Below are 17,752 nucleotides of genomic sequence, written 5' to 3'. Positions count from 1 at the left end.
CGAGCTACTTGGTAAGGGAGTTTCCGAGCAAGAGTGATTTCCATGCGAAGTCGCGGTCGTCGGCAAAGTCGAGAGCAGTCTTGGCAGTCTGCTCGAATAAGTAGAAATTCTTCATGCCGGAGCGTACAGCAGCCTGCGCCAATTTGATCATGGCGGTGTAATTGCCGACGCGTGCGAGCCGTTCAAAAGTTACGCGCGAGATCTCGATAGTGGAATCTTCGTCGATGAGACTGCGTGCGTCTTCGAGAGACGGTGCAGCCGGCCAGTTGGCAAGCTGTGCGAGATTATTGGCTGAAAGGACTTGGGAGCGACGAACGAATTCGGGAAGGCCATCGTAGCCGATCAAGGCATCGGAGCCCGGCTTCGCTAGCTTGAAGGCATTTGCACTCGTGACACGGCTCCACCAATCGCCGCCGTTGCGGGCGACATGGTCGATGCGACCGGGGTTGATGATTGTGCCTTCAAGGATGTCCTCGGCGATGTGCATCATCACGACTTCGCAGATAGCGAGATTTCCTGATGCTTTGCCTTCGCCAAGCGGGATCATCTGCCTGAGAATGCATTCCATTTGGAATGGGGATTCTTTGACGCGAGCCGGTTTGACTACGACTGAAGAGATCGGAGTGAGACCGCTTTTGACGAACTCATCGACATCGGACGGAAACTCTGCAGAGGCGAGATTTATCTGGTGCAAGATTGCATGAGTGACCGCTTGGACGGTGCACTCTTTCGTCGCCATGAGATTGTTGTAAGTGTCTTTGAGAGTGCCGTCGCGACCACGGCGGGCCGGTGAAAAGGCGATCATCGGCGGATTGGCGCCAAAGGCATTGAAAAATGAAAACGGCGTCAGGTTGCGGACACCGTCTGCGGACAACGTCGACACCAATGCAATCGGTCGTGGGGCAACGCCGCCAAGCAAGTATTGATGAACGACCGGGATCGGAGTATTTTTCGGATCAATTTGCAACATACAGATGAATGTTCGACCTGTGCACCGATGAGTGCACGTTACATTTTCTTCTTTGCCAGAATGGACCTGTTGCCCGGTGATTTGACGATCTTGTTGGTCAGCACACCGAGATAGTCGATTTCGAGTTCAATGGTGTCGCCTTCCTTGAGCCAAATCGGCGTATGCGTCTCACCGCGGTCTTTGGCTTCGAGCGCCCACGTGCCGTTAAGTTCGAGGTAGCAACCGGTGCCGACAGTGCCGGAACCAATGACATCGCCCGGAAGCAACTCCACTCCATAGGAGGCGCGTTCAATGATTTCGGCAAATGTCCAATTCATTTGGTTGACGTTGCCGTCAGAGATTTGCTTGCCGTTGTGTCGTGCGAGCATGCGCAAGTTGTGGCGCGCACCGAAGAGCGATTCGGATTTTCTAGCCGCAAGTTCGTCCGGAGTTACCAACCATGGTCCGATGGTGGTGGCAAAATCCTTTCCCTTGGCGGGACCGAGATTGAGTTTCATTTCTTCCATCTGGAGGACACGTGCGGACAAGTCATTCATGATTGTGTAGCCGGCGATGTATTGGTCGGCGTCGGCGGCTTCGATGTTCTTGCCGCGCTTGCCGATTACGACGGCGCATTCGAGCTCGAAGTCGAGGCCTTTGAGATGATCATCCTCGATGAGAACATCGCCCTCGCCGAAGATAGCGTTGTGATTCGTGAAGTAGAATATCGGATACTGATCGAACTCGGGGATCATTTCGACACCGCGATTGCGACGTGCCGTGGCGACATGCTGACGGAAGGCGTAGCCATCGCGGCAAGACGTCGGATGCGGCACCGGCGCGAGCATTTTTGCAATTTCAGCGACTTCGGTGACTTTCCCGGAGTTGATTGCTTCGCTGACGAGGTTGGCGAATTCCATGGCGCGCTCTTCACCCTTGAGGAATTCCGCCATCGTTGTCGGAAGTGACGCGCCAACGGCGCGAGCGCCGTCGCTCAGGTCGTAGACTGAGCCGTTCACAAAGATGCCGGCGCGTTCCTGATTATTCTGATTGATGAATGATACAAGCTTCATTCTGAGTTACATTCCCCTGTGTGTGTTCTTTCAAAAGACCCGGATAGACATCGGCGATCACTTCGAGCGCAAACTCAGTCTCGTCCTCCGAACCAGAATTGATACGGATACCTTCGGGGATTCCGAAGGATTTTACGTGGCGGACAATAAGGCCGCGATCGAGACAACGCAAGAAGAACTGCTCGGCGAATTGCTCGGTCGGCATGAGCAGCAGAATCGAATTGCAGTATGTCTTGATGCGAGAGATTCCGAGTTGGTCAAAGCCGTCTTCGAACATGCGGATTGAGCGAGCGTTGACAACCTGTGTTAGTTTCAGGAATTCGTAATCGGTCAGCGCCGCTAACGCGCCAACCTGCGCGAGATGATTTGGTTCGAATGGCAGTTTGACCTTGGTAATGGCGCTGATTAAGCGCTCCGGTCCTGAGGCGAATCCGACGCGCAAACCGCCAAGACCGTAGGCTTTGGAGAAGGTGCGCGTGACGATGAGATTGTCGTATTCGTATTCCAAGCCGTTCGGATACTCGGGTTCGTTTTCGCAGTATTGGCAATAGGCTTCGTCGAGTATGACGGTGACATAGTCGGGCACGCGCGACATAAACCAATCAAATTGTGAACGAGTGAAGATGCTGCCGGTCGGATTGTTGGGATTTGCCAAGTAAATGATCTTGGTTTTTTCGGTGCCGGATTTGACGATCGCTTCGAGATCGAATGCGTAATTCTTCAGAGGAAGCGCGACGAGTCTGCGACCGAGCTTGTTGGTGTTAACGTAGATACCGATGAAGGTGCCTTGCGAAGTCAGAACTTCATCGCCGGCGTCCGAGAAGGCGACGAGGATGTATTCGATGATCGCATCGGTGCCGTGTCCACAGACAATTTGCGAGGGACGTTTGCCGAATTCTTTGGCAATTGCCTGCGTGAGTTCATAGGCGCCGGGATCGACATAGAGATGCGATTGCGGCAGCGCTTGCCGGATTGCCGCGAGTGCCCGCGGCGACGGGCCGTTGGGGTTTTCATTGGAAGCCAGTTTAACAATGCGCTTGAGACCCTTCTCGCGCGCGAGTTCAGAAATCGATTTGCCTGCTTTGTACGGCCAGAGATTTTCAATGTGGTGTGGAATCTTAATCACGGCAACTCCCGGTTAGGTACTGGCGTGAATGATAGCCAATCAACGTGGAGTAAGCAAGCCATTTAGGGCCGTTGCAAGCGCGGCAAATCATGTTGTTGGTTGACCACCGGAGCGCTGTGCCCAGAAATCCGCTGAAGTGAGCACAGGAACGACCTCGAAATCAACGAGGTCGCACCAATTGTCAGTCCAGAGCTTGAGCCGGTCGGCAGAATCTGCCTCCATCATTTGGTAGCAGACTGCGCCGGGGAAGTCTATCCAACTTGAGATGTACTTGACATCGTCAGGCATCATGCGGCCAGAAGCTCTGAAGCGCTCACCGACGGGGTCGATGTCGCCATTCTTGAATCGCTCAATCACCATGAAGAGCATCGATCAGGAAACCGTGCCGACATAGCGGCCATTGCTGTTTTCGTCAAGCCAAGAGCGCGCATAATCGGGGTCGAGTGTCTCTTTGACATTCAGTGTAGGCAGAAGCGGCTCGAACGTATCGATCATAATTGCCCATTCGGAAGTTTCTTTCTTACCGATGGAAGCCTCGGTCTTACCGGGCTGCGGACCATGCGGCAGACCGCCCGGATGCAAGGTGATTGATCCCTCGACAACGCCTTTGCGCGACATGAAATCACCGTCGACGTAGTAGAGAATCTCGTCGGAGTCGATATTGGAATGGAAATACGGCGCCGGAATTGACTCGGGATGGAAGTCGAATGGACGCGGTACGAAATTGCAGACGACAAAATGCTGCGTCTTGAACAGCAAATGCACCGGCGGCGGAAGATGGATCTTGCCGACGATCGGGCAATAGTCCTTGATGTTGATCGCGTGCGGATAGTTGTAACCATCCCAGCCGACGACATCGAAGGGATGATGCGGCAAGGTATACTCAAAGGTGCGATTCCACGCCTTGAGGATCATCTTGAAGTCACCCTCTTCGTCAACGGCATCCATGTGTTCGGGAAGTTTGACGTCGCGTTCGCAGAAGGGAGCGCCCTCGAGCATCTGACCGTATTCGTTGCGATAGTGCTTGGGTACGTCAAACGGGGTATCGGATTCGCAGAAGAGGAGCTTATTGCCTTCCAACTTGTCGAAGAACATCTGGTAGGTGGTACCGCGCGGGACGACAATTTGGTCGCCCGGCTCAAATGGAAGCTGTCCATACTCCGAAAGCAGATTGCCGCTGCCGTGGTGGATAAAGACGTATGCGTGGCCGAAGCTGTTGCGGTAGAAAACTTCTGGGTTCTTGTCCGGATGCGCCGTGGAAACGATGCAATGATTGTTGCGCAGGAAGATGTTTCGTGCGCTGATGAAATCGCCGCCGGTTTTCTTTTTGTCGGTAAAGAAGTGATAATACAGAAGCGGGGCTTCTTTCCAGACAGCAGATTCATTCGGCGTGATCTCGCGAACATCCTTGACGCGAGTCGGCATGTGGATGTGATACTTGTTGGTGTGGATTCCGGAGAATCCGAGAGTGGAAAAGAGTTCCTCGCGGTAGAGCGATTCGCCATCGGGTTTGAAGAAAGTGGTATGGCGCTTGGCGGGAATCTTCCCGAGTTTATGGTAGAAAGGCATTTAGATGCTCCTTTATCGGTACACGAAATCAGATTGCTGGATCCCCGCGTTCGCGGGGATGACAGCTCTGTTTGTTTGAAAGTTCCGGTTATGTGCGCATGAGCGTGCCGCGCAGGGCCTGGTCTTGCTCGATGGCTTCGAACAGCGCCTGGAAATTGCCCTGACCGAATCCCTGAGCGCCATTGACGCGCTGGATGACTTCGAAGAAGAAAGTCGGGCGATCCCCTATCGGTTTGGTGAACAACTGCAATAGATATCCGCCGGAGCCCATTGAAGCATCGCAAAGAATGCGCAGACGCTGGAGTTCGTCGATGTCTTCCTTCATATTGATGTTCTTCTTCTTTAGCTCGTCATAGTATGTATCAGGCACTGCGAGAAATTCTATGCCGTTGTCGCGGAGCGCTTCGATCGATTCGAGGATATTGTCGGTGTAGAGCGCAATGTGCTGGATTCCGGCGCCGTGATAGTGTTCGATGTATTCCTCGATCTGAGACTTGGCGATGCCATCGTAGGGTTCGTTGATCGGCATTTTAATGAGGTCATCTTTGGAGCGGACGACTTTGGAAAGCAATGCCGAATACTTCGTCGAAATGTCGCCGGGGCCGAAATCGAGAAAGGTCTCGAAATCCATCGTCTTGTTGAAGTAGTTCGCCCACTGGTTCATTTCGTTTGTGCGGACATTGCCGACGATGTGATCGAAATGCTTGAGTCCGCCGGCGTTGAAGTTGAGACGCATTTTTTGGTGCGGTTCCTTAAAGCCGGGACGGAAGAGTCCTTTGTAATTGTCGTAATTGATCAGCACCAATTCGGTGTCGTCGTAGATTTTCATGGAAGCTTCGACGACGTAGCCGTTTTCGTCTTTAATCATGTGTGGTGCACGTTCGAAGACTGCGCCGTTGGAGAGCGCGAAGCGGTAGGCTTTGTCGACGTCTTCGACCTGGATGGCCCAGCGCTTGACGCCGTCGCCGTGTTTCTGCACCCAGCCCCAGATATCGTAGGTGCTTGGCTGAAGCGCCGAAGTAACCACGATTTTGATTTCGCTGGAAGTGAGATAGAACGAAATGCGGTCACGGACGCCGGTTTCGGGGCCAGAATAGCCGGTGATGCGCAGTCCGAGGGCGCGGCTGAACCAATAGGCGGCCATGCGCGCGGAGCCGACGTAGAATTCGGCGTAGTCCCAGGTCTTGATTCCGAGGGTATTTGCCATAGCGTGAGCTTCCTCTCATATAGCAGAGTCATCGGAGACGAACACTGCATAAATCAATCTATTTACTCGACAAACGAGCGGTCAAAGTAGCAACCGCTTCGATATTTATACGCCTTGGGCGCTGAATGTGTAAAAGAATTCGGCTCTTCGCCGTGATAGACAAAAGTTAGCAGGACAAGGGCTTGGGCGCAAATGGTTTTTCGGGATGCGAGGAGGCGATGGGCAATAAAAAATGGAGCCGAGGGGAGTCGAACCCCTGACCTCTTGACTGCCAGTCAAGCGTTCTCCCAACTGAACTACGGCCCCAAAAGGGATAGTCAATATAGCTTGGCGAAAAGATTTGTCAACGGAAAGTTTGAGGGAGAGTTGAGACCCCCCCGATTGGTGTCAGAAAATTGAGCAGAGTCCTATTCTTCTCTTGCCATTTTGAGGAGTTTTTCCGCTTGTTTGCGCTCGATGTCGCCGAAATCGCCGCCGGAGATCATGCGGCCAAGCTCGACTACGCGTTCTTCGCGGGTGAGCGGAATCAATTCCGATTCGGTGCGTTTTGCGACCTCGCGCTTGATGGCTTTGAGGTGGTGATCAGCGAAGGAAGCGATCTGCTGTAAGTGGGTGATAACGATCAACTGCTGGCGCGCTGCGAGCTGTTTGAGTTTGCGCGCCACAAGCAGTGCGGTTTCGCCGCCGATACCGGCATCGATTTCGTCGAAGACCAGAAGGCCGACGCGGTCGTTTCCGGCAATGAGCGATTTGAGGGCAAGCATAACGCGGCTGACCTCGCCGCCGGATGCAACCTGGACAAGGGGTTTGGCTTCCTCACCGGCGTTGGCATTGAAGAAGAATTCGCCTGCCATCGGACCCTGCTCACCGAGGTTGATCGATTTGTCTTGATGATTGAGCAATTCGCCGGATGCGTGAGCGGAGAATTTGACCACAAACTCGGCTTTGGGAAGACCGAGCTCGGAGAGCTCTTTCTTCATCGACTTGGAGAGCTTCTTGGCGGCAGTTTCCCGCTCGTGCTGAAGTTTGTCCGCGGTAGTCAGCAAGAAAGTCTGGAGCGGTTCGAGATTGCGTTTGAGTGCGGCGAGTTCCAATTCCATCGAGTCGTTGGAGTCAAGGGCGGAGCGGATTTTTCCGGCATAGTCCAGTACTGCCGTAACGGTGCCGCCGTATTTGCGCTTGAGATTGTAAATGTCTGAGAGCCTCTCCCCTATTTGTTCGAGACGAGCGGGGTCTTCGGCGATTCCGGCCAAGGATTGATTGAGCGAGCGGGCGATCTCGGTGAAGCTGATTTTGACCGACTCGATTTCCTTTTCGTATTCGGCGACAGCGGGATACGACTCGGCGATTGAGCGAAGATTCTTGAGTATTTCGCCGGAGATATGGGCGGCGCCGTTGTCGGATTCGATCAGGGCGACGGAAGATTCCAGCGCGGTGCGAATTTTCAAGACGTTTTCCAACTGCTTGCGTTCGGATTCGAGCGAGTCTTCTTCATTGGGGAGAATTGCGACAGTGTCGATTTCCTGCAATTGGAAGCGATAGAGTTCCTGTTTCTCATTGTTTTCGGCAATCCTGCGCGCCAAAGATAAGATGCGACTTTGAGCGGTGCGGTATTCCGATAGCGCCGCTGTGTATGCGGAGAATGCGTCTGCACATTGGCCATAGCGGTCGAGAAACCAGAGGTGGCGGTCGGAATCGAGCAACCACTGGTGCTGATGCTGGCCGTGGAGGTCGCAAATGCGGTCGCCGATTTTCTTAAGAGTGGCGACGTTGACGCGCTGGTCGTTTATCAGGGCGCGGCTCTTGCCATCGGACTGGATTTCGCGGGTGATGGTGAACGAACTGCCGGTGAGAGCGATGTCGTCATCGGCAAGGTCGCGATTGAGTGATGCGATATCACCAGTGAATTCGCCTTCGATTGTGGCGATTGTTGCACCGGCACGAATGAAGTCGCTGCTGCTGCGTTCGCCGAGGAGCAGGCTGATGGCGCCGACGATGAGGGACTTCCCTGCGCCGGTTTCGCCGGTGATAGCAGTGAAGCCATCGGCGAAGTTGATATCCGCACTGGAGACTACGGCGAAATTTTTGAGTGCGAGACGAGAGAGTTTTATCATTCGATTCGGCAAAACTAAAGGGTGAATCTGCGGCAGTCGGTCACTGGTCTCTTCTGCAAGCTCAACACAAGAGAGACTCTGCACATTATCCTGTGATAGGTATGTCTCGATCCCACCGCAAGCGGTGGGGCACCCAATTCACAGTCGATGTATGAGTCAGCCCATCACTGCCTGATAGCCAATTCGAAAGTTACGTTGTGTCGCGGTCGGGAGCAAGTGAATTGCTTGCGGCTTTGAGGAAACGCGGATAGACGAACAAAGTCACGGAGAACGCGCCAAGTAGTCCGGTGGCGAAGCGCAACTCATTGGCGATGCTACAATGACTGCTTAGGTCAAAGGCGACGTCGACGAAAATCGGGGCGCTCAGGACAAGAAGCCAAGGCAATGTAATTTGCCGAGTCCGAGAGGTTGCAAGTACAAATAGCATGGCTAATGCTAATCCGCCGTAGAAGCCGGTACAGCGGGCACAAAAGCCGAATTGGGAATTGTCGTGAAAGAACGAACGCTCTGGAATTTGATGGCAGGTATGTGAGTATGCTCGAAATAGCGCTAACGGCAAGGTTCCGGTCTGCATCGGATGGCTGAGAGCAGGAATTAGACCGCCGACAAAGTAAACAAAGAGGGCGACCACAGGTGACCAAATGGCCACCCGGATCGCCCAAAGACGGATTGGTGAATCTTTTTGCCGGATCACGGCTGAGCGGTAACTGCCTTGCCCTTCTGGCCAGTACGATAGAGTTCGCCGGCAAGATAGGCTATACCGAGTTGTGCCCAGAAATTCGTGAAAAGGAAGCCGACGCCTAAGGCGAGAATACCGAAATACGAGATGATGTTGAGGACAATTGACATCACCAAGACAATAACCAGATTCATCAGATTTTGCGTCAGGAAAGCGATGATGCCGGCAAAATCAAAGGCATCCGATATCTTACCGCCGACGGCAAAACGCGCCATGATGTATGGAATCAGCAGATACACTGCCAGTACAAAGGGGACCAGAATAATCCAGCCGATACAAGGAATCATAATCAATACAATACTGACAAGCCATACCGGTACTGCCCATAGGAGGAGCATGACGAGGAACATTAGACCTGAAGTGAATTTGTCGCCGAGATTGTCCCAGGCTGGGAGTGGCACCGGCCGGCCTTCGGTGGTGTTCTTGATCAACAAGAGCATGTAGCCGAAGACGAACGGCACACCGATCAAGATACAGGACAACAGCACGAAGCAGCCGCCGATCAGGATTTTCTGCAGCCATTCCGGATCCTCGAACATAAAATTGAATGCACGACCTAGATTATCCATTTTTCCTCCAAGGGGATCGCCTTATCCGACAACTATAATTAAGTGTTCGATTGTATGTTGGTGCCGAGATAAGTCAATGTGCAAGTTGTTGTCAACAAAAAATCCGGAAGTTCAATCCATGGATAAACAAGGGGGCGACCATTGGTCGCCCTTGTTTATCCGGTTATATAACGGTGATTCGAAGTGGAAGTTTAGAACGGTACGAAGTTCTGGACGAGAACGACAGACTGACTTTCAAAGCCGTTACCTTGAAAATAGATCTTCTTTCCGTCAGGGCTCCATTTGGGGTAGGCGCAATGTTTACCGCCGGTTGTTTTGGTAATTGCCTTGGATTCGCGCGTGGCGAGATTGATCACCCAGACATTGTTGGTATTGTCGATATTTCGATTATAGGCCATGTATCTGCCGTCGGGCGAGATTGCTCCCGCGAATTCGTTGTCTGAGGTATCAACCACGGTGTCGGCGTCGGCAGACACGGTCGAGCGAAGGATGATTCCCTCAGTGGTAGTGATTCCCTCCCGGATGATGTTGTCGGTGTAGCAAAACTTGACGTCATCGGAGTGGAATGATCCCCAATATCCGACTTTGTCTTCGGTAGCTTGTCTTGCACGACCAGTAGCGATGTCCATCCACCAGACAGAGCTGCGGCCGGGACGCATCATCGTGAAGATCAACTTCTTGCCGGAAGGCGACCAGTTGAGATCGGTAACCTGCAACAAGGATGACTTGTCGAGGTTGAGGCCAATCATAATGTCTTGAGTCGGCACATCGACATATTGCGCCAGATCGCCAATTTGGGTACCGGCACGGGAGCCGACCGCGTATTTGAAAAATTCCCATGCGCCCTTGGTGCCCTTTACGGGAACGACATATTCGTTTCCTGACGGAGAAAAGGCATAGGCATAACTTGGGTGCTCGGCAAAATTCACGCCCGGCATTAGACGAGTCTCTTTGCCCGTTGCCAGTTCCATGAGATAGAGCTCGAGCGGCATACCGGGGATTTTTTCGTCCATTCGCAGGAATGCCAATTTATCGTTGCCGGCAGGAACCGGAATCATTGCATTGTGGACAACAATTTTCCCTGCCTCTTTTTCGAACTGGGCGAAGGCGCAAGTCGAGAACAAGACGAAGAACAGGGTGATTTTCGATAACCGTGTCAGAATCAAGTCAATCCTTCCTTTCGAGCTAACTTAATGATCCGCTCATTTATACATCGGCTGATTCCAATTGACGAATGATTTTTGGGGGGAATAATTGTGAGAAAAGACGGTAGAGCTTTTGGGGAAGTGGCTTTTGGGTGGCCACGGGTAAGTCGAACCGGGCAGATTCCCGCAAAAGATTATTTGACAACCACTTCCGGCGACTGTAATCTTGTGCGACCTGATAGGATTCACCATTAAACAAACCCTCTTCAGTCGCGTCTAAACTAAGGTTGGAGAGTGTGGGGTGCCGTGATCGAGAACGTCTCGGAGCTGGTAGAACGATTTAAAGCCGGTGACGAAAAGGCATTTAATGAATTGGTTCGACTGTTTGAGAAGCGGATTTATGCACACGCTTATCAGATGGTGGGCAACCATACCGAAGCCGATGAGGTATTACAGGAGACGTTTGTCCGCCTGGTCAAGAATATCACGAGGCTCAAGTCGGATTCAAATTTCGCCAGTTTCGTGTTTAAGATCGCGACCAACTACTGCATTGACATTATTCGAAAACGACAGCGAAAGTATGTCAATGTTGATGATCAGGAATTTGAGGAGTCAGGGAAATTTCAGCTCGAGTTGTCGCGGTCAATTCCGACACCCGAGGATGAACAGGAGAATAAGCAGCTTTTGGAACTGATCAATGCCGCGATAGCTGAACTACCGCCCAAGCAGAGGGCGACAATTGTACTTCACGATGTCGACGGCTATTCCAAGGAAGAAATTTCGCAGATGATGGATTGCCCGCAGGCGACGGTAAGGTCCAATTTGCATATAGCACGTTCCAAGGTGAAACAGCGGCTTAAGGATAAGATCGACGGCCCGGTAGATAAGAAGAAGCGAGAGGATCGACGGTAATGCAGCAGGAACAAAGAGACGACGGATTGCTGGATTTGCGGCCACAGCACGCATCCGGCGGGGATCCGGAAGAAATCGAGAGAATTCGAACTGGTTGCGACTTGAGTCATGGCGAGGTCGAGCGCGAGCTTGAGTACTTGCGTTTGATTTCGGGGCGCAAGGTCGTGACGCCGAACGACGCCTATTTTGCATCGGCGCGTCAGAAGATTTACCAAAGGGTGACAATCCGCAAAGTTACCTGGCGGGAGCGGTTGTTTGCAACTTTGATTCCAGAGTCAGTACGACCGTTGCAGGCGGCGATAGCAACGGCGGCAATTGCAGTTGCGATAACTTTGAGCGTGGTATATTATCCGATTGGAAACACCTTTGAATCGCATTTGACTGCTGAGGCATACGGGCCGTATGTTTCGATTTCGGATATGTACAGCCAGCACGTTGAACCGGAAGAACAGGGTCAATTGACGGAACAGGAAATGAAGGAATACAGGGAGATTCTGCTCATGTCGACGGCAATTCTCGGGTCGCCGTCATCGCTATCGCGATCGCGCTCCCTGGCGCAGTCCGGGAAATAGCGGCAATCTGCCGCATCGGAACACTCAATGGGTCTAATGGTCAAATCTGTCTGTTCGTATCGGAGCCTACCGTGGATTTCGCTTCTGGTGATGTCTGTGGCGTTGCTGGCGCTTAACTGTGCCCAGACGCAGGATCGGAAGGTGCGGTTACAGATGAAGTTCCAGCAGGGCCGTGAGCTGGTTTACGAGCAGGTCAATAAGCAGACGATCACGGTCAGAAACTCCCCTTCTGTCTCACAGGCTTCCCAATCCAAAGGCGAAATGACGCAGATCGTGAAATCGCTATCGACTGACGGCGTTGCCCGAATCGAAGAGACATCGACGTGGAGTTGGAGCGAGAAAGCCGAGGACAGCACGATTCAGATTGTGTCATCAAGTGAGTCGTTGTCGTATGAGATGAATCCTGACGGAAAGATTGGCGGGCTGGAACTGCTTGATCAGGATGATGCTTCCAAATGGAAAGAATACGCCCAGCAGAATTTGGAGCAGTCGCAGCCGACCTTCCCTGCCGAAGAAGTTGGCAAGGGCTATACCTGGATGCAGACGGTGAAGATTTTCATGCCGTCCGGCGAGGCGCTCGATGCCAGTACGACATACGAGGTTAAGGACTTTGTAGAGACGGATGGACACAAGTGCGTAGTGATTGACTATCGCGGCAATCTGATTTTGCCGTTTGATGTGATGGAGTCAGATAGTCTTTCGCGTCGCGGTGTTGATCGAGTAGATGTTACCGGGACGCTGGTTTTCGACTATGAAGGCGGGTATACCTATTCGCAGGAAGAGACGACGAAGGTTACTGCCGAGCGGTCGAAGATTATCGGCAATGAGGCGTCATCGAATACGTTTTACATTGAAGGGGAGCTGTTTTTTCATTTGAAGGATAAGAAATAAGAGGTACTCTCGCGACGGACCTGTAGAGGGAAGTCGGCGAAACACACCCCGCCTTGATTGCGCTCGTTCCTCGCGCACTCAAGGCACCCCTCTCAAGAGGGGAATCATACGGTGCTCTATTGTGGTGCCCCACCTCCGGTAGAGCGCGAAACTACGACAAGACTTCTCCCCGAGGGAGGGGAGAAATTTAAACCGATGTTCACCTTTTCCGGTGTGGATAACAAGTGGAGCGATGTTCGATTATCGTGTTCTAAAGCGATTCCAATCTCAGATAATCAAGAGCTTCGCTTTCGTTCTTTCCGTGTGCTGATCTTAGACCTTCTGCAATAACTTCAACGTACTTCCTCGACGGCGCAACTTGGACCGCCTGATGTTTTCGCACCGGTGATGTGAAAGTGAAAGCGGGAAAGCAGTTGACGTCGGCGAGACGCCAGATTTCGCAGTACCAGCCGGTACCATGAACGACGGATGAACCGACGGAAAGGTTGGTAATCGTTGCAGTGATGTCGCCGCTCTCGAGGCCGTTTTCTTGCAGGAAGATGTCGTTGAATTGGTCGAGCGTGACCAAGTACATCCTGACCAAGGTGATTGAGTCTTTGAGAGTCGGGTCGTAGAAGGCGACGCCGCCGTTGTCCCAGCTTTTGGAGCGTTCAGCGAAGTAGATGCTGCCGGGGATTTCGCCCGAGATATCGCGAGAGGGCGGGGTTTTGTCGCGGCAGCCGCGAGCTTTGGGCCATACCGAGCCGTCGGAGCCGTTGATATAGGCCAAGAAGCGCGACTCGCAGAGATTTGAGCCGTAAGCGACGTACCAGACGTGCAGTTTCAATTGCATCATGCCTTACCGCCTGTTCATTGCTCGATCGGAAATCCCAAATTACAGATGCCGGATGACTTCGTCGGCAAACTCTTCGGTGGTAGCTTTTCCGCCCAAGTCACGCGTTGTATGAGTACCCTCGCGGAAGACCTTCTTAATGGAATTCATGATTCGATCAGCAGCGGTGTCTTCCTTAAGATGACGAAGCATGAGCACGCCCGAGAACAGCAAGGCGCTGGGATTGGCGATTCCCTTGCCGGCGATGTCAGGTGCTGAGCCGTGGACAGCTTCGAATACAGCGGTGTCTAAACCGATATTTGCACCCGGAACGACGCCCAAGCCTCCGACCAAGCCAGCAGCGAGATCGGACACGATGTCGCCGTAGAGGTTAGAGAGCACGAGAATATCGAATTGATTCGGGTCCATGACCAGCTTCATGCAAAGCGCGTCGACAATGACGTCATCGTACTTAATTTCGGGATAATTCTGCGCGACGGCGGCAATCGATTCGAGGAACATGCCATCGGAGATCTTCATGATATTGGCCTTGTGGACGGCTGTAACGCGTTTGCGACCGGTTTTGCGGGCGTATTCGAATGCGAATTGACCGATACGGGTCGATGCGTGAGTCGTGATGACTTTAATTGACTGCGAAACGCCGGGAGTAATAATGTGTTCGAGACCGGCATAGAGGTCCTCGGTGTTTTCGCGGACGATAATCAAGTCGACGTTGTCATAACGCGATTTGATGCCGTCAATCGAATGGACGGGGCGCAAATTGGCATACAGGTCGAGCGCTTTACGCAAACCGACGTTGGCGGAGGAGAATCCTTTGGCGACGAATGTCGTCAACGGCCCTTTGAGTGCGACTTTATTGCGGCGGATGGATTCAAGCAGTACTTCGGGCACCGGTGAGCCATAGTCGGGAATGGCATTGATTCCGGCCTTGATCGGTTCCCAGTCAATTTCCACGCCGGTGGCTTCGATAACGCGCGTCGTGGCTCTGCTGATCTCAGGACCGATACCGTCCCCTTCAATTAGTGTGACAACATGATGACCCATTTGAGCTACTGCTTATCCTTTCGATTATTCTTTTTCTAAAACTTCAAATAACTATCTTCAAATCGACGTGAGAATATAGCTATGACAAAACGTAATGAAATTCAAAACTTTGTGCACCTGCCCGGTAACAATTGCATTACCACAGCAATACGTAATATTCTGAATTTCTATGGATTTCGTTACCCGGAATCCCGGATATATGGGATCGCCGAAGGGATGGGGTTCACATTTCGGCGCGTTGAAGGGCTGGACAACCCTCATTTAGGAGGATCCGGGTCCGGATTAGTTGACTCCTTTTGCAAGAACCTGCATTTGACGTACGACATGGCGGAATTTGCTTCGGATGAAGCGGCCCTTGATGACTTGAGGGCGCAGATTGACAATCAAATGCCCTGTATTGTTCAAGTCGATTTGTTTCACCTCCCCTATTTTGATTCAAAAACTCACTTCGCCGGACATCGCGTGATACCGGTCGGGTATGATGACGACAATATCTTTGTTGCTGACACCGGTTTCCTGAAGATTCAATCGTGTCCCATTGAGAAGTTTATTGAGGCGCGTCGCAGTCAGTTTCCGCCGTTTTCGCATCAGCGAAGACGCTGGAGTCTGGCGCGATTCAATGAGCGTCCGTTTATCGATGAGACAATTACGAAGTCGCTGTATAATGTTTACCGGAAGTTCGAAAATCACATGCACGGATACAATCTGCTGCAGATTTTCGATTTGCGCGACCATATCGAAGACTACAAAGACAAAACAGTGTTGTACCAGCAGATCGAAAAGGCCGGCACTGGCGGCGGGCTGGGCCGGAAGATGTATGCTGATTTCCTTGATCAGGCGTCGCAGATCTATGCGCGATCGATTTATGAATTGTCATCGGCGCTGTATGAACAATCGGCGGCGCTCTGGCGAGAGATTGCAATCAACGCAAGGTCGGGCGAATTGAATGGCACTACAGAGAAGCTCGAGAAAATCTATCAGTTGGAAACTCGGGCGATAAAGATATTCAGTTCATTTGAAGCGGAAGACCTTTAATTAGCCTCGGCTTTCTTCTAACCCTATTGTTTCGAAACCAATCGACCAACGAATCGTGCAGCTTCGCGAATCGTTGCAGTGAAGTCGCGTTTTTCGAAGCGATAGAGGTCCGCTGCCCTGCCGTGGACTAGATTCTGATAGAGATAAGTGAGAATCAAGTTTTCGGTTACCACCGCAATAGACGATGCAATCGCAGCGCCGATCATACCATATCGCGGAATCAAGAAATAGTTGAGCACGATTGCGACGCATAATGCGGAGAACATCGCAAGCGATTTCGTGAACGATTTGCCGCGTCCGAGAATGTGCAGTGTTAAGATGCCGTTTAATCCGCGTCCAATGGCAGCGATGAGGAGGATAAGCATCGGAATAATACCATCAACGAATCCAGCGCCGTACCAACTCAGAACTGGGCGCGCAAATATTGCCAGTCCGATGGAGCCGGCAAGTTGGACCAAGAGCGCCTGACGATAATAGAACGGCGTAGTGACAGCTGCGTCGGCATCGGTTTCGGACGATGTTTTTGGATAGAAGATGGTATTTACTGCGAGACTAACCATCATCAGAGGCGCGGTGAGCCCGATTGCGACGGAATAAACTCCGGCGGCTTCGATGCTGCCGAGTGCAGATAGCATGAAGAAATCGACGCGAGCGTAGAGGAGTCCGATGAAATTGGCGGCAAATATCTATCCGCCGTACTTCATCGAGGACTTGAAGACTTCTGCAGAGGGCTGATTGGGAGCGCCGACTTCCCTTGTTAAGAAGACAACGGCAAGAAGTGCCCCGACACCATAGGTCGCGACGTAGAGCCAGGCCGCTTGCTGTACTTGGCAGGTTGTTGCCCAGACGAGAATCATAAGTGAGAATAACATCAGATAGTTCTGAGAGAGCACCACGGCGCTACGCTTGCCGATTTTGCCGAGTGCAATCAGCATCTGGCTGCACGGCTCATAAATGAGCAGCAGGAGCGCGACAAGCAGAGCCGGCAGGAGTTCTTTGAGGCTGAGATCTTGGAGGTAGCCACTCCAAAATGAGTGCGTTAGTGCGAAAAAACCTACTACCAGAATTCCGGCGCTTAGCGAATAGACAAATACGTTGGAAAACAACTTTCGAGGCGGGGCTAATCCCTTGCTGATGAAGTATTGGCCGGTGAAACCGAGGGCAAGATTGGAAAACGCGTAGAGGATTTCGGCCAGATAAATTAAAAGGGAGATGTAGCCCTTGCCGGCTTCGCCGAAATTGCGTGCAATGAGCAGATTCAGGAAGAAGACGGATACGAGCCCAAGAATCTGAGTGGCGATGATAGCGATGGTAGATTCAAAAAAACGCAAGTTCGGTCTCCCTGGGACAACTGGCACTATATTCCCTCGCGAGCCCGAGTGCAATGCAAAAAAAACGGCGACATGAATGCCGCCGTCGCAAGAACTAAATAACGAGGGACAATTAAGCCCAGTTATTGCGAATCTGCTTGAGGTACTGAGCGCTCTTGCGCAGGCCGAGGCTGGAGGCCTTGTACTGAACAGAACCTTCAGTGCGACCCAGCTTCTTGGCAATCGACACGTTGGAATTGGTGCGGTAGATCTTCTTCAGCGTGTTGATTTCAACCGGCGTCCAGTTCTTGGTGCGGCTGTTGGTGTTGAAGCGACGGGTTGTTCCGGTCGGGCGAGCATTCCACGTGGTTGTGCGTCTGCTCTTGCGGGCCGTGGTGGTTCTTCTTCTGCGATTCATCCTTTGCTCCTTTCGCATGAGGATATAGTTGTGAATGTGACTTCGTCCTGAAGTATTGTTTGTCCTAAATTTGTCTTCGTTAGTTTCATTAACAGTTAATTGTATCGGATCAAAGCAGAGATACTTTATTTTGGAACACAGAAATTCACGACTTTGATGGTGCAGTTTACTTCGCAAGTTTGCATGGTCCGACTCGGAGATCACAGTTTGGACGTAACGGTGACTCGGACATGTCGTTCAGAGTTTG

19 protein-coding genes and 1 tRNA gene are annotated in these 17,752 nt (G+C 52.0%); 4 read left to right on the top strand and 16 right to left on the bottom strand.

The features are described 5' to 3' along the window. Positions 1 to 4: 4 nt before the first annotated feature. The 11 genes from IPH59_08355 to IPH59_08305 form a co-directional block, all read right to left on the bottom strand. A complete protein-coding gene (locus tag IPH59_08355; GenBank protein MBK7091718.1) occupies positions 5 to 970 on the bottom strand; it encodes a flavin reductase family protein in 966 nt (321 codons plus the stop codon). A gap of 38 nt (positions 971 to 1,008) precedes the next feature. Beyond that, on the bottom strand, positions 1,009 to 2,022 hold the full coding sequence (locus tag IPH59_08350) for a fumarylacetoacetate hydrolase family protein (protein ID MBK7091717.1): 1,014 nt from the start codon (positions 2,020 to 2,022) through the stop codon (positions 1,009 to 1,011). Continuing rightward, complete coding sequence (locus IPH59_08345; GenBank protein ID MBK7091716.1) at positions 1,991 to 3,148, bottom strand: aminotransferase class I/II-fold pyridoxal phosphate-dependent enzyme; 1,158 nt, start codon at positions 3,146 to 3,148, stop codon at positions 1,991 to 1,993. Before IPH59_08345 ends, IPH59_08350 begins: the two co-directional genes overlap by 32 nt. 87 nt (positions 3,149 to 3,235) lie before the next feature. Further along, the gene (locus tag IPH59_08340; protein MBK7091715.1) at positions 3,236 to 3,508 is read right to left on the bottom strand and encodes a DUF3303 family protein; all 273 of its coding nucleotides are present in this window, start codon (positions 3,506 to 3,508) and stop codon (positions 3,236 to 3,238) included. 12 nt (positions 3,509 to 3,520) lie between these two features. Further along, positions 3,521 to 4,717, bottom strand: coding sequence for a homogentisate 1,2-dioxygenase (locus IPH59_08335; protein MBK7091714.1), 1,197 nt, complete (start codon positions 4,715 to 4,717; stop codon positions 3,521 to 3,523). A gap of 88 nt (positions 4,718 to 4,805) precedes the next feature. Then, the gene (gene hppD / locus IPH59_08330; protein MBK7091713.1) at positions 4,806 to 5,924 is read right to left on the bottom strand and encodes a 4-hydroxyphenylpyruvate dioxygenase; all 1,119 of its coding nucleotides are present in this window, start codon (positions 5,922 to 5,924) and stop codon (positions 4,806 to 4,808) included. A 233-nt stretch (positions 5,925 to 6,157) separates the two neighbouring features. After that, positions 6,158 to 6,230, bottom strand: a tRNA-Ala gene (locus IPH59_08325). Between the two features lie 101 nt (positions 6,231 to 6,331). Next, positions 6,332 to 8,038, bottom strand: coding sequence for a DNA repair protein RecN (recN, locus tag IPH59_08320; protein ID MBK7091712.1), 1,707 nt, complete (start codon positions 8,036 to 8,038; stop codon positions 6,332 to 6,334). A gap of 190 nt (positions 8,039 to 8,228) precedes the next feature. Beyond that, complete coding sequence (locus IPH59_08315; protein ID MBK7091711.1) at positions 8,229 to 8,687, bottom strand: DUF2085 domain-containing protein; 459 nt, start codon at positions 8,685 to 8,687, stop codon at positions 8,229 to 8,231. Between the two features lie 41 nt (positions 8,688 to 8,728). Then, complete coding sequence (locus tag IPH59_08310) at positions 8,729 to 9,346, bottom strand: DUF4013 domain-containing protein (GenBank protein MBK7091710.1); 618 nt, start codon at positions 9,344 to 9,346, stop codon at positions 8,729 to 8,731. A gap of 191 nt (positions 9,347 to 9,537) precedes the next feature. After that, on the bottom strand, positions 9,538 to 10,512 hold the full coding sequence (locus IPH59_08305) for a PD40 domain-containing protein (protein MBK7091709.1): 975 nt from the start codon (positions 10,510 to 10,512) through the stop codon (positions 9,538 to 9,540). Between the two features lie 285 nt (positions 10,513 to 10,797). On the opposite strand from IPH59_08305, the gene IPH59_08300 reads away from it, so the two are divergent. Genes IPH59_08300 through IPH59_08290 form a run of 3 tightly spaced genes read left to right on the top strand, consistent with a single transcriptional unit; the run spans position 10,798 to position 12,866 of the window. Beyond that, entirely contained in the window at positions 10,798 to 11,403 is a 606-nt protein-coding gene (locus tag IPH59_08300; GenBank protein ID MBK7091708.1) for a sigma-70 family RNA polymerase sigma factor, read from the top strand. Then, positions 11,403 to 11,975, top strand: a complete 573-nt coding sequence (locus IPH59_08295; protein MBK7091707.1) for a hypothetical protein — start codon at positions 11,403 to 11,405, stop codon at positions 11,973 to 11,975. Before IPH59_08300 ends, IPH59_08295 begins: the two co-directional genes overlap by 1 nt. Positions 11,976 to 12,002: 27 nt before the next feature. Then, positions 12,003 to 12,866, top strand: a complete 864-nt coding sequence (locus IPH59_08290) for a hypothetical protein (GenBank protein MBK7091706.1) — start codon at positions 12,003 to 12,005, stop codon at positions 12,864 to 12,866. Between the two features lie 250 nt (positions 12,867 to 13,116). Here the strand turns inward: IPH59_08290 and IPH59_08285 are convergent, their stop codons facing one another. Both IPH59_08285 and IPH59_08280 read right to left on the bottom strand, forming a co-directional pair. Then, positions 13,117 to 13,701 carry a hypothetical protein gene (locus IPH59_08285; GenBank protein ID MBK7091705.1) on the bottom strand — a complete coding sequence of 195 codons (585 nt, stop codon included), beginning with the start codon at positions 13,699 to 13,701 and terminating at the stop codon, positions 13,117 to 13,119. A gap of 39 nt (positions 13,702 to 13,740) precedes the next feature. Continuing rightward, complete coding sequence (locus tag IPH59_08280; GenBank protein MBK7091704.1) at positions 13,741 to 14,742, bottom strand: isocitrate dehydrogenase (NAD(+)); 1,002 nt, start codon at positions 14,740 to 14,742, stop codon at positions 13,741 to 13,743. A gap of 81 nt (positions 14,743 to 14,823) precedes the next feature. Here IPH59_08280 and IPH59_08275 point away from each other — a divergent pair, with 81 nt between their 5' ends. Then, positions 14,824 to 15,777 carry a DUF4872 domain-containing protein gene (locus IPH59_08275; protein MBK7091703.1) on the top strand — a complete coding sequence of 318 codons (954 nt, stop codon included), beginning with the start codon at positions 14,824 to 14,826 and terminating at the stop codon, positions 15,775 to 15,777. Between the two features lie 23 nt (positions 15,778 to 15,800). On the opposite strand, the gene IPH59_08270 is transcribed toward IPH59_08275, so the two are convergent. The 3 genes from IPH59_08270 to IPH59_08260 all read right to left on the bottom strand — a co-directional run bounded on the left by IPH59_08270 (position 15,801) and on the right by IPH59_08260 (position 17,505). Beyond that, on the bottom strand, positions 15,801 to 16,412 hold the full coding sequence (locus tag IPH59_08270; protein MBK7091702.1) for a polysaccharide biosynthesis C-terminal domain-containing protein: 612 nt from the start codon (positions 16,410 to 16,412) through the stop codon (positions 15,801 to 15,803). 51 nt (positions 16,413 to 16,463) lie between these two features. Beyond that, positions 16,464 to 17,108, bottom strand: a complete 645-nt coding sequence (locus IPH59_08265; protein ID MBK7091701.1) for a hypothetical protein — start codon at positions 17,106 to 17,108, stop codon at positions 16,464 to 16,466. Positions 17,109 to 17,220: 112 nt separating this feature from the next. Next, positions 17,221 to 17,505, bottom strand: coding sequence for a hypothetical protein (locus IPH59_08260; GenBank protein ID MBK7091700.1), 285 nt, complete (start codon positions 17,503 to 17,505; stop codon positions 17,221 to 17,223). Positions 17,506 to 17,752 lie beyond the last annotated feature (247 nt).

It is taken from the genome of bacterium, from assembly GCA_016708315.1.
GTDB lineage: Bacteria > Zixibacteria > MSB-5A5 > CAIYYT01 > CAIYYT01 > JADJGC01.
Note: the sequence above shows the minus strand (reverse complement) of the source record. Positions and strands in the feature narration are given on the sequence as shown.

Bases quoted from the DNA above. Each gene is read 5' to 3' on its own strand.
- IPH59_08290 (MBK7091706.1), top strand. From the start codon at position 12,003: ATGGGTCTAATGGTCAAATCTGTCTGTTCGTATCGGAGCCTACCGTGG.
- IPH59_08310 (MBK7091710.1), bottom strand. From the start codon at position 9,346: ATGGATAATCTAGGTCGTGCATTCAATTTTATGTTCGAGGATCCGGAA.
- hppD (MBK7091713.1), bottom strand. From the start codon at position 5,924: ATGGCAAATACCCTCGGAATCAAGACCTGGGACTACGCCGAATTCTAC.
- IPH59_08295 (MBK7091707.1), top strand. From the start codon at position 11,403: ATGCAGCAGGAACAAAGAGACGACGGATTGCTGGATTTGCGGCCACAG.
- IPH59_08270 (MBK7091702.1), bottom strand. From the start codon at position 16,412: ATGCTATCTGCACTCGGCAGCATCGAAGCCGCCGGAGTTTATTCCGTC.
- recN (MBK7091712.1), bottom strand. From the start codon at position 8,038: ATGATAAAACTCTCTCGTCTCGCACTCAAAAATTTCGCCGTAGTCTCC.
- IPH59_08260 (MBK7091700.1), bottom strand. From the start codon at position 17,505: ATGAATCGCAGAAGAAGAACCACCACGGCCCGCAAGAGCAGACGCACA.
- IPH59_08355 (MBK7091718.1), bottom strand. From the start codon at position 970: ATGTTGCAAATTGATCCGAAAAATACTCCGATCCCGGTCGTTCATCAA.
- IPH59_08335 (MBK7091714.1), bottom strand. From the start codon at position 4,717: ATGCCTTTCTACCATAAACTCGGGAAGATTCCCGCCAAGCGCCATACC.
- IPH59_08285 (MBK7091705.1), bottom strand. From the start codon at position 13,701: ATGATGCAATTGAAACTGCACGTCTGGTACGTCGCTTACGGCTCAAAT.
- IPH59_08280 (MBK7091704.1), bottom strand. From the start codon at position 14,742: ATGGGTCATCATGTTGTCACACTAATTGAAGGGGACGGTATCGGTCCT.
- IPH59_08275 (MBK7091703.1), top strand. From the start codon at position 14,824: ATGACAAAACGTAATGAAATTCAAAACTTTGTGCACCTGCCCGGTAAC.
- IPH59_08350 (MBK7091717.1), bottom strand. From the start codon at position 2,022: ATGAAGCTTGTATCATTCATCAATCAGAATAATCAGGAACGCGCCGGC.
- IPH59_08340 (MBK7091715.1), bottom strand. From the start codon at position 3,508: ATGGTGATTGAGCGATTCAAGAATGGCGACATCGACCCCGTCGGTGAG.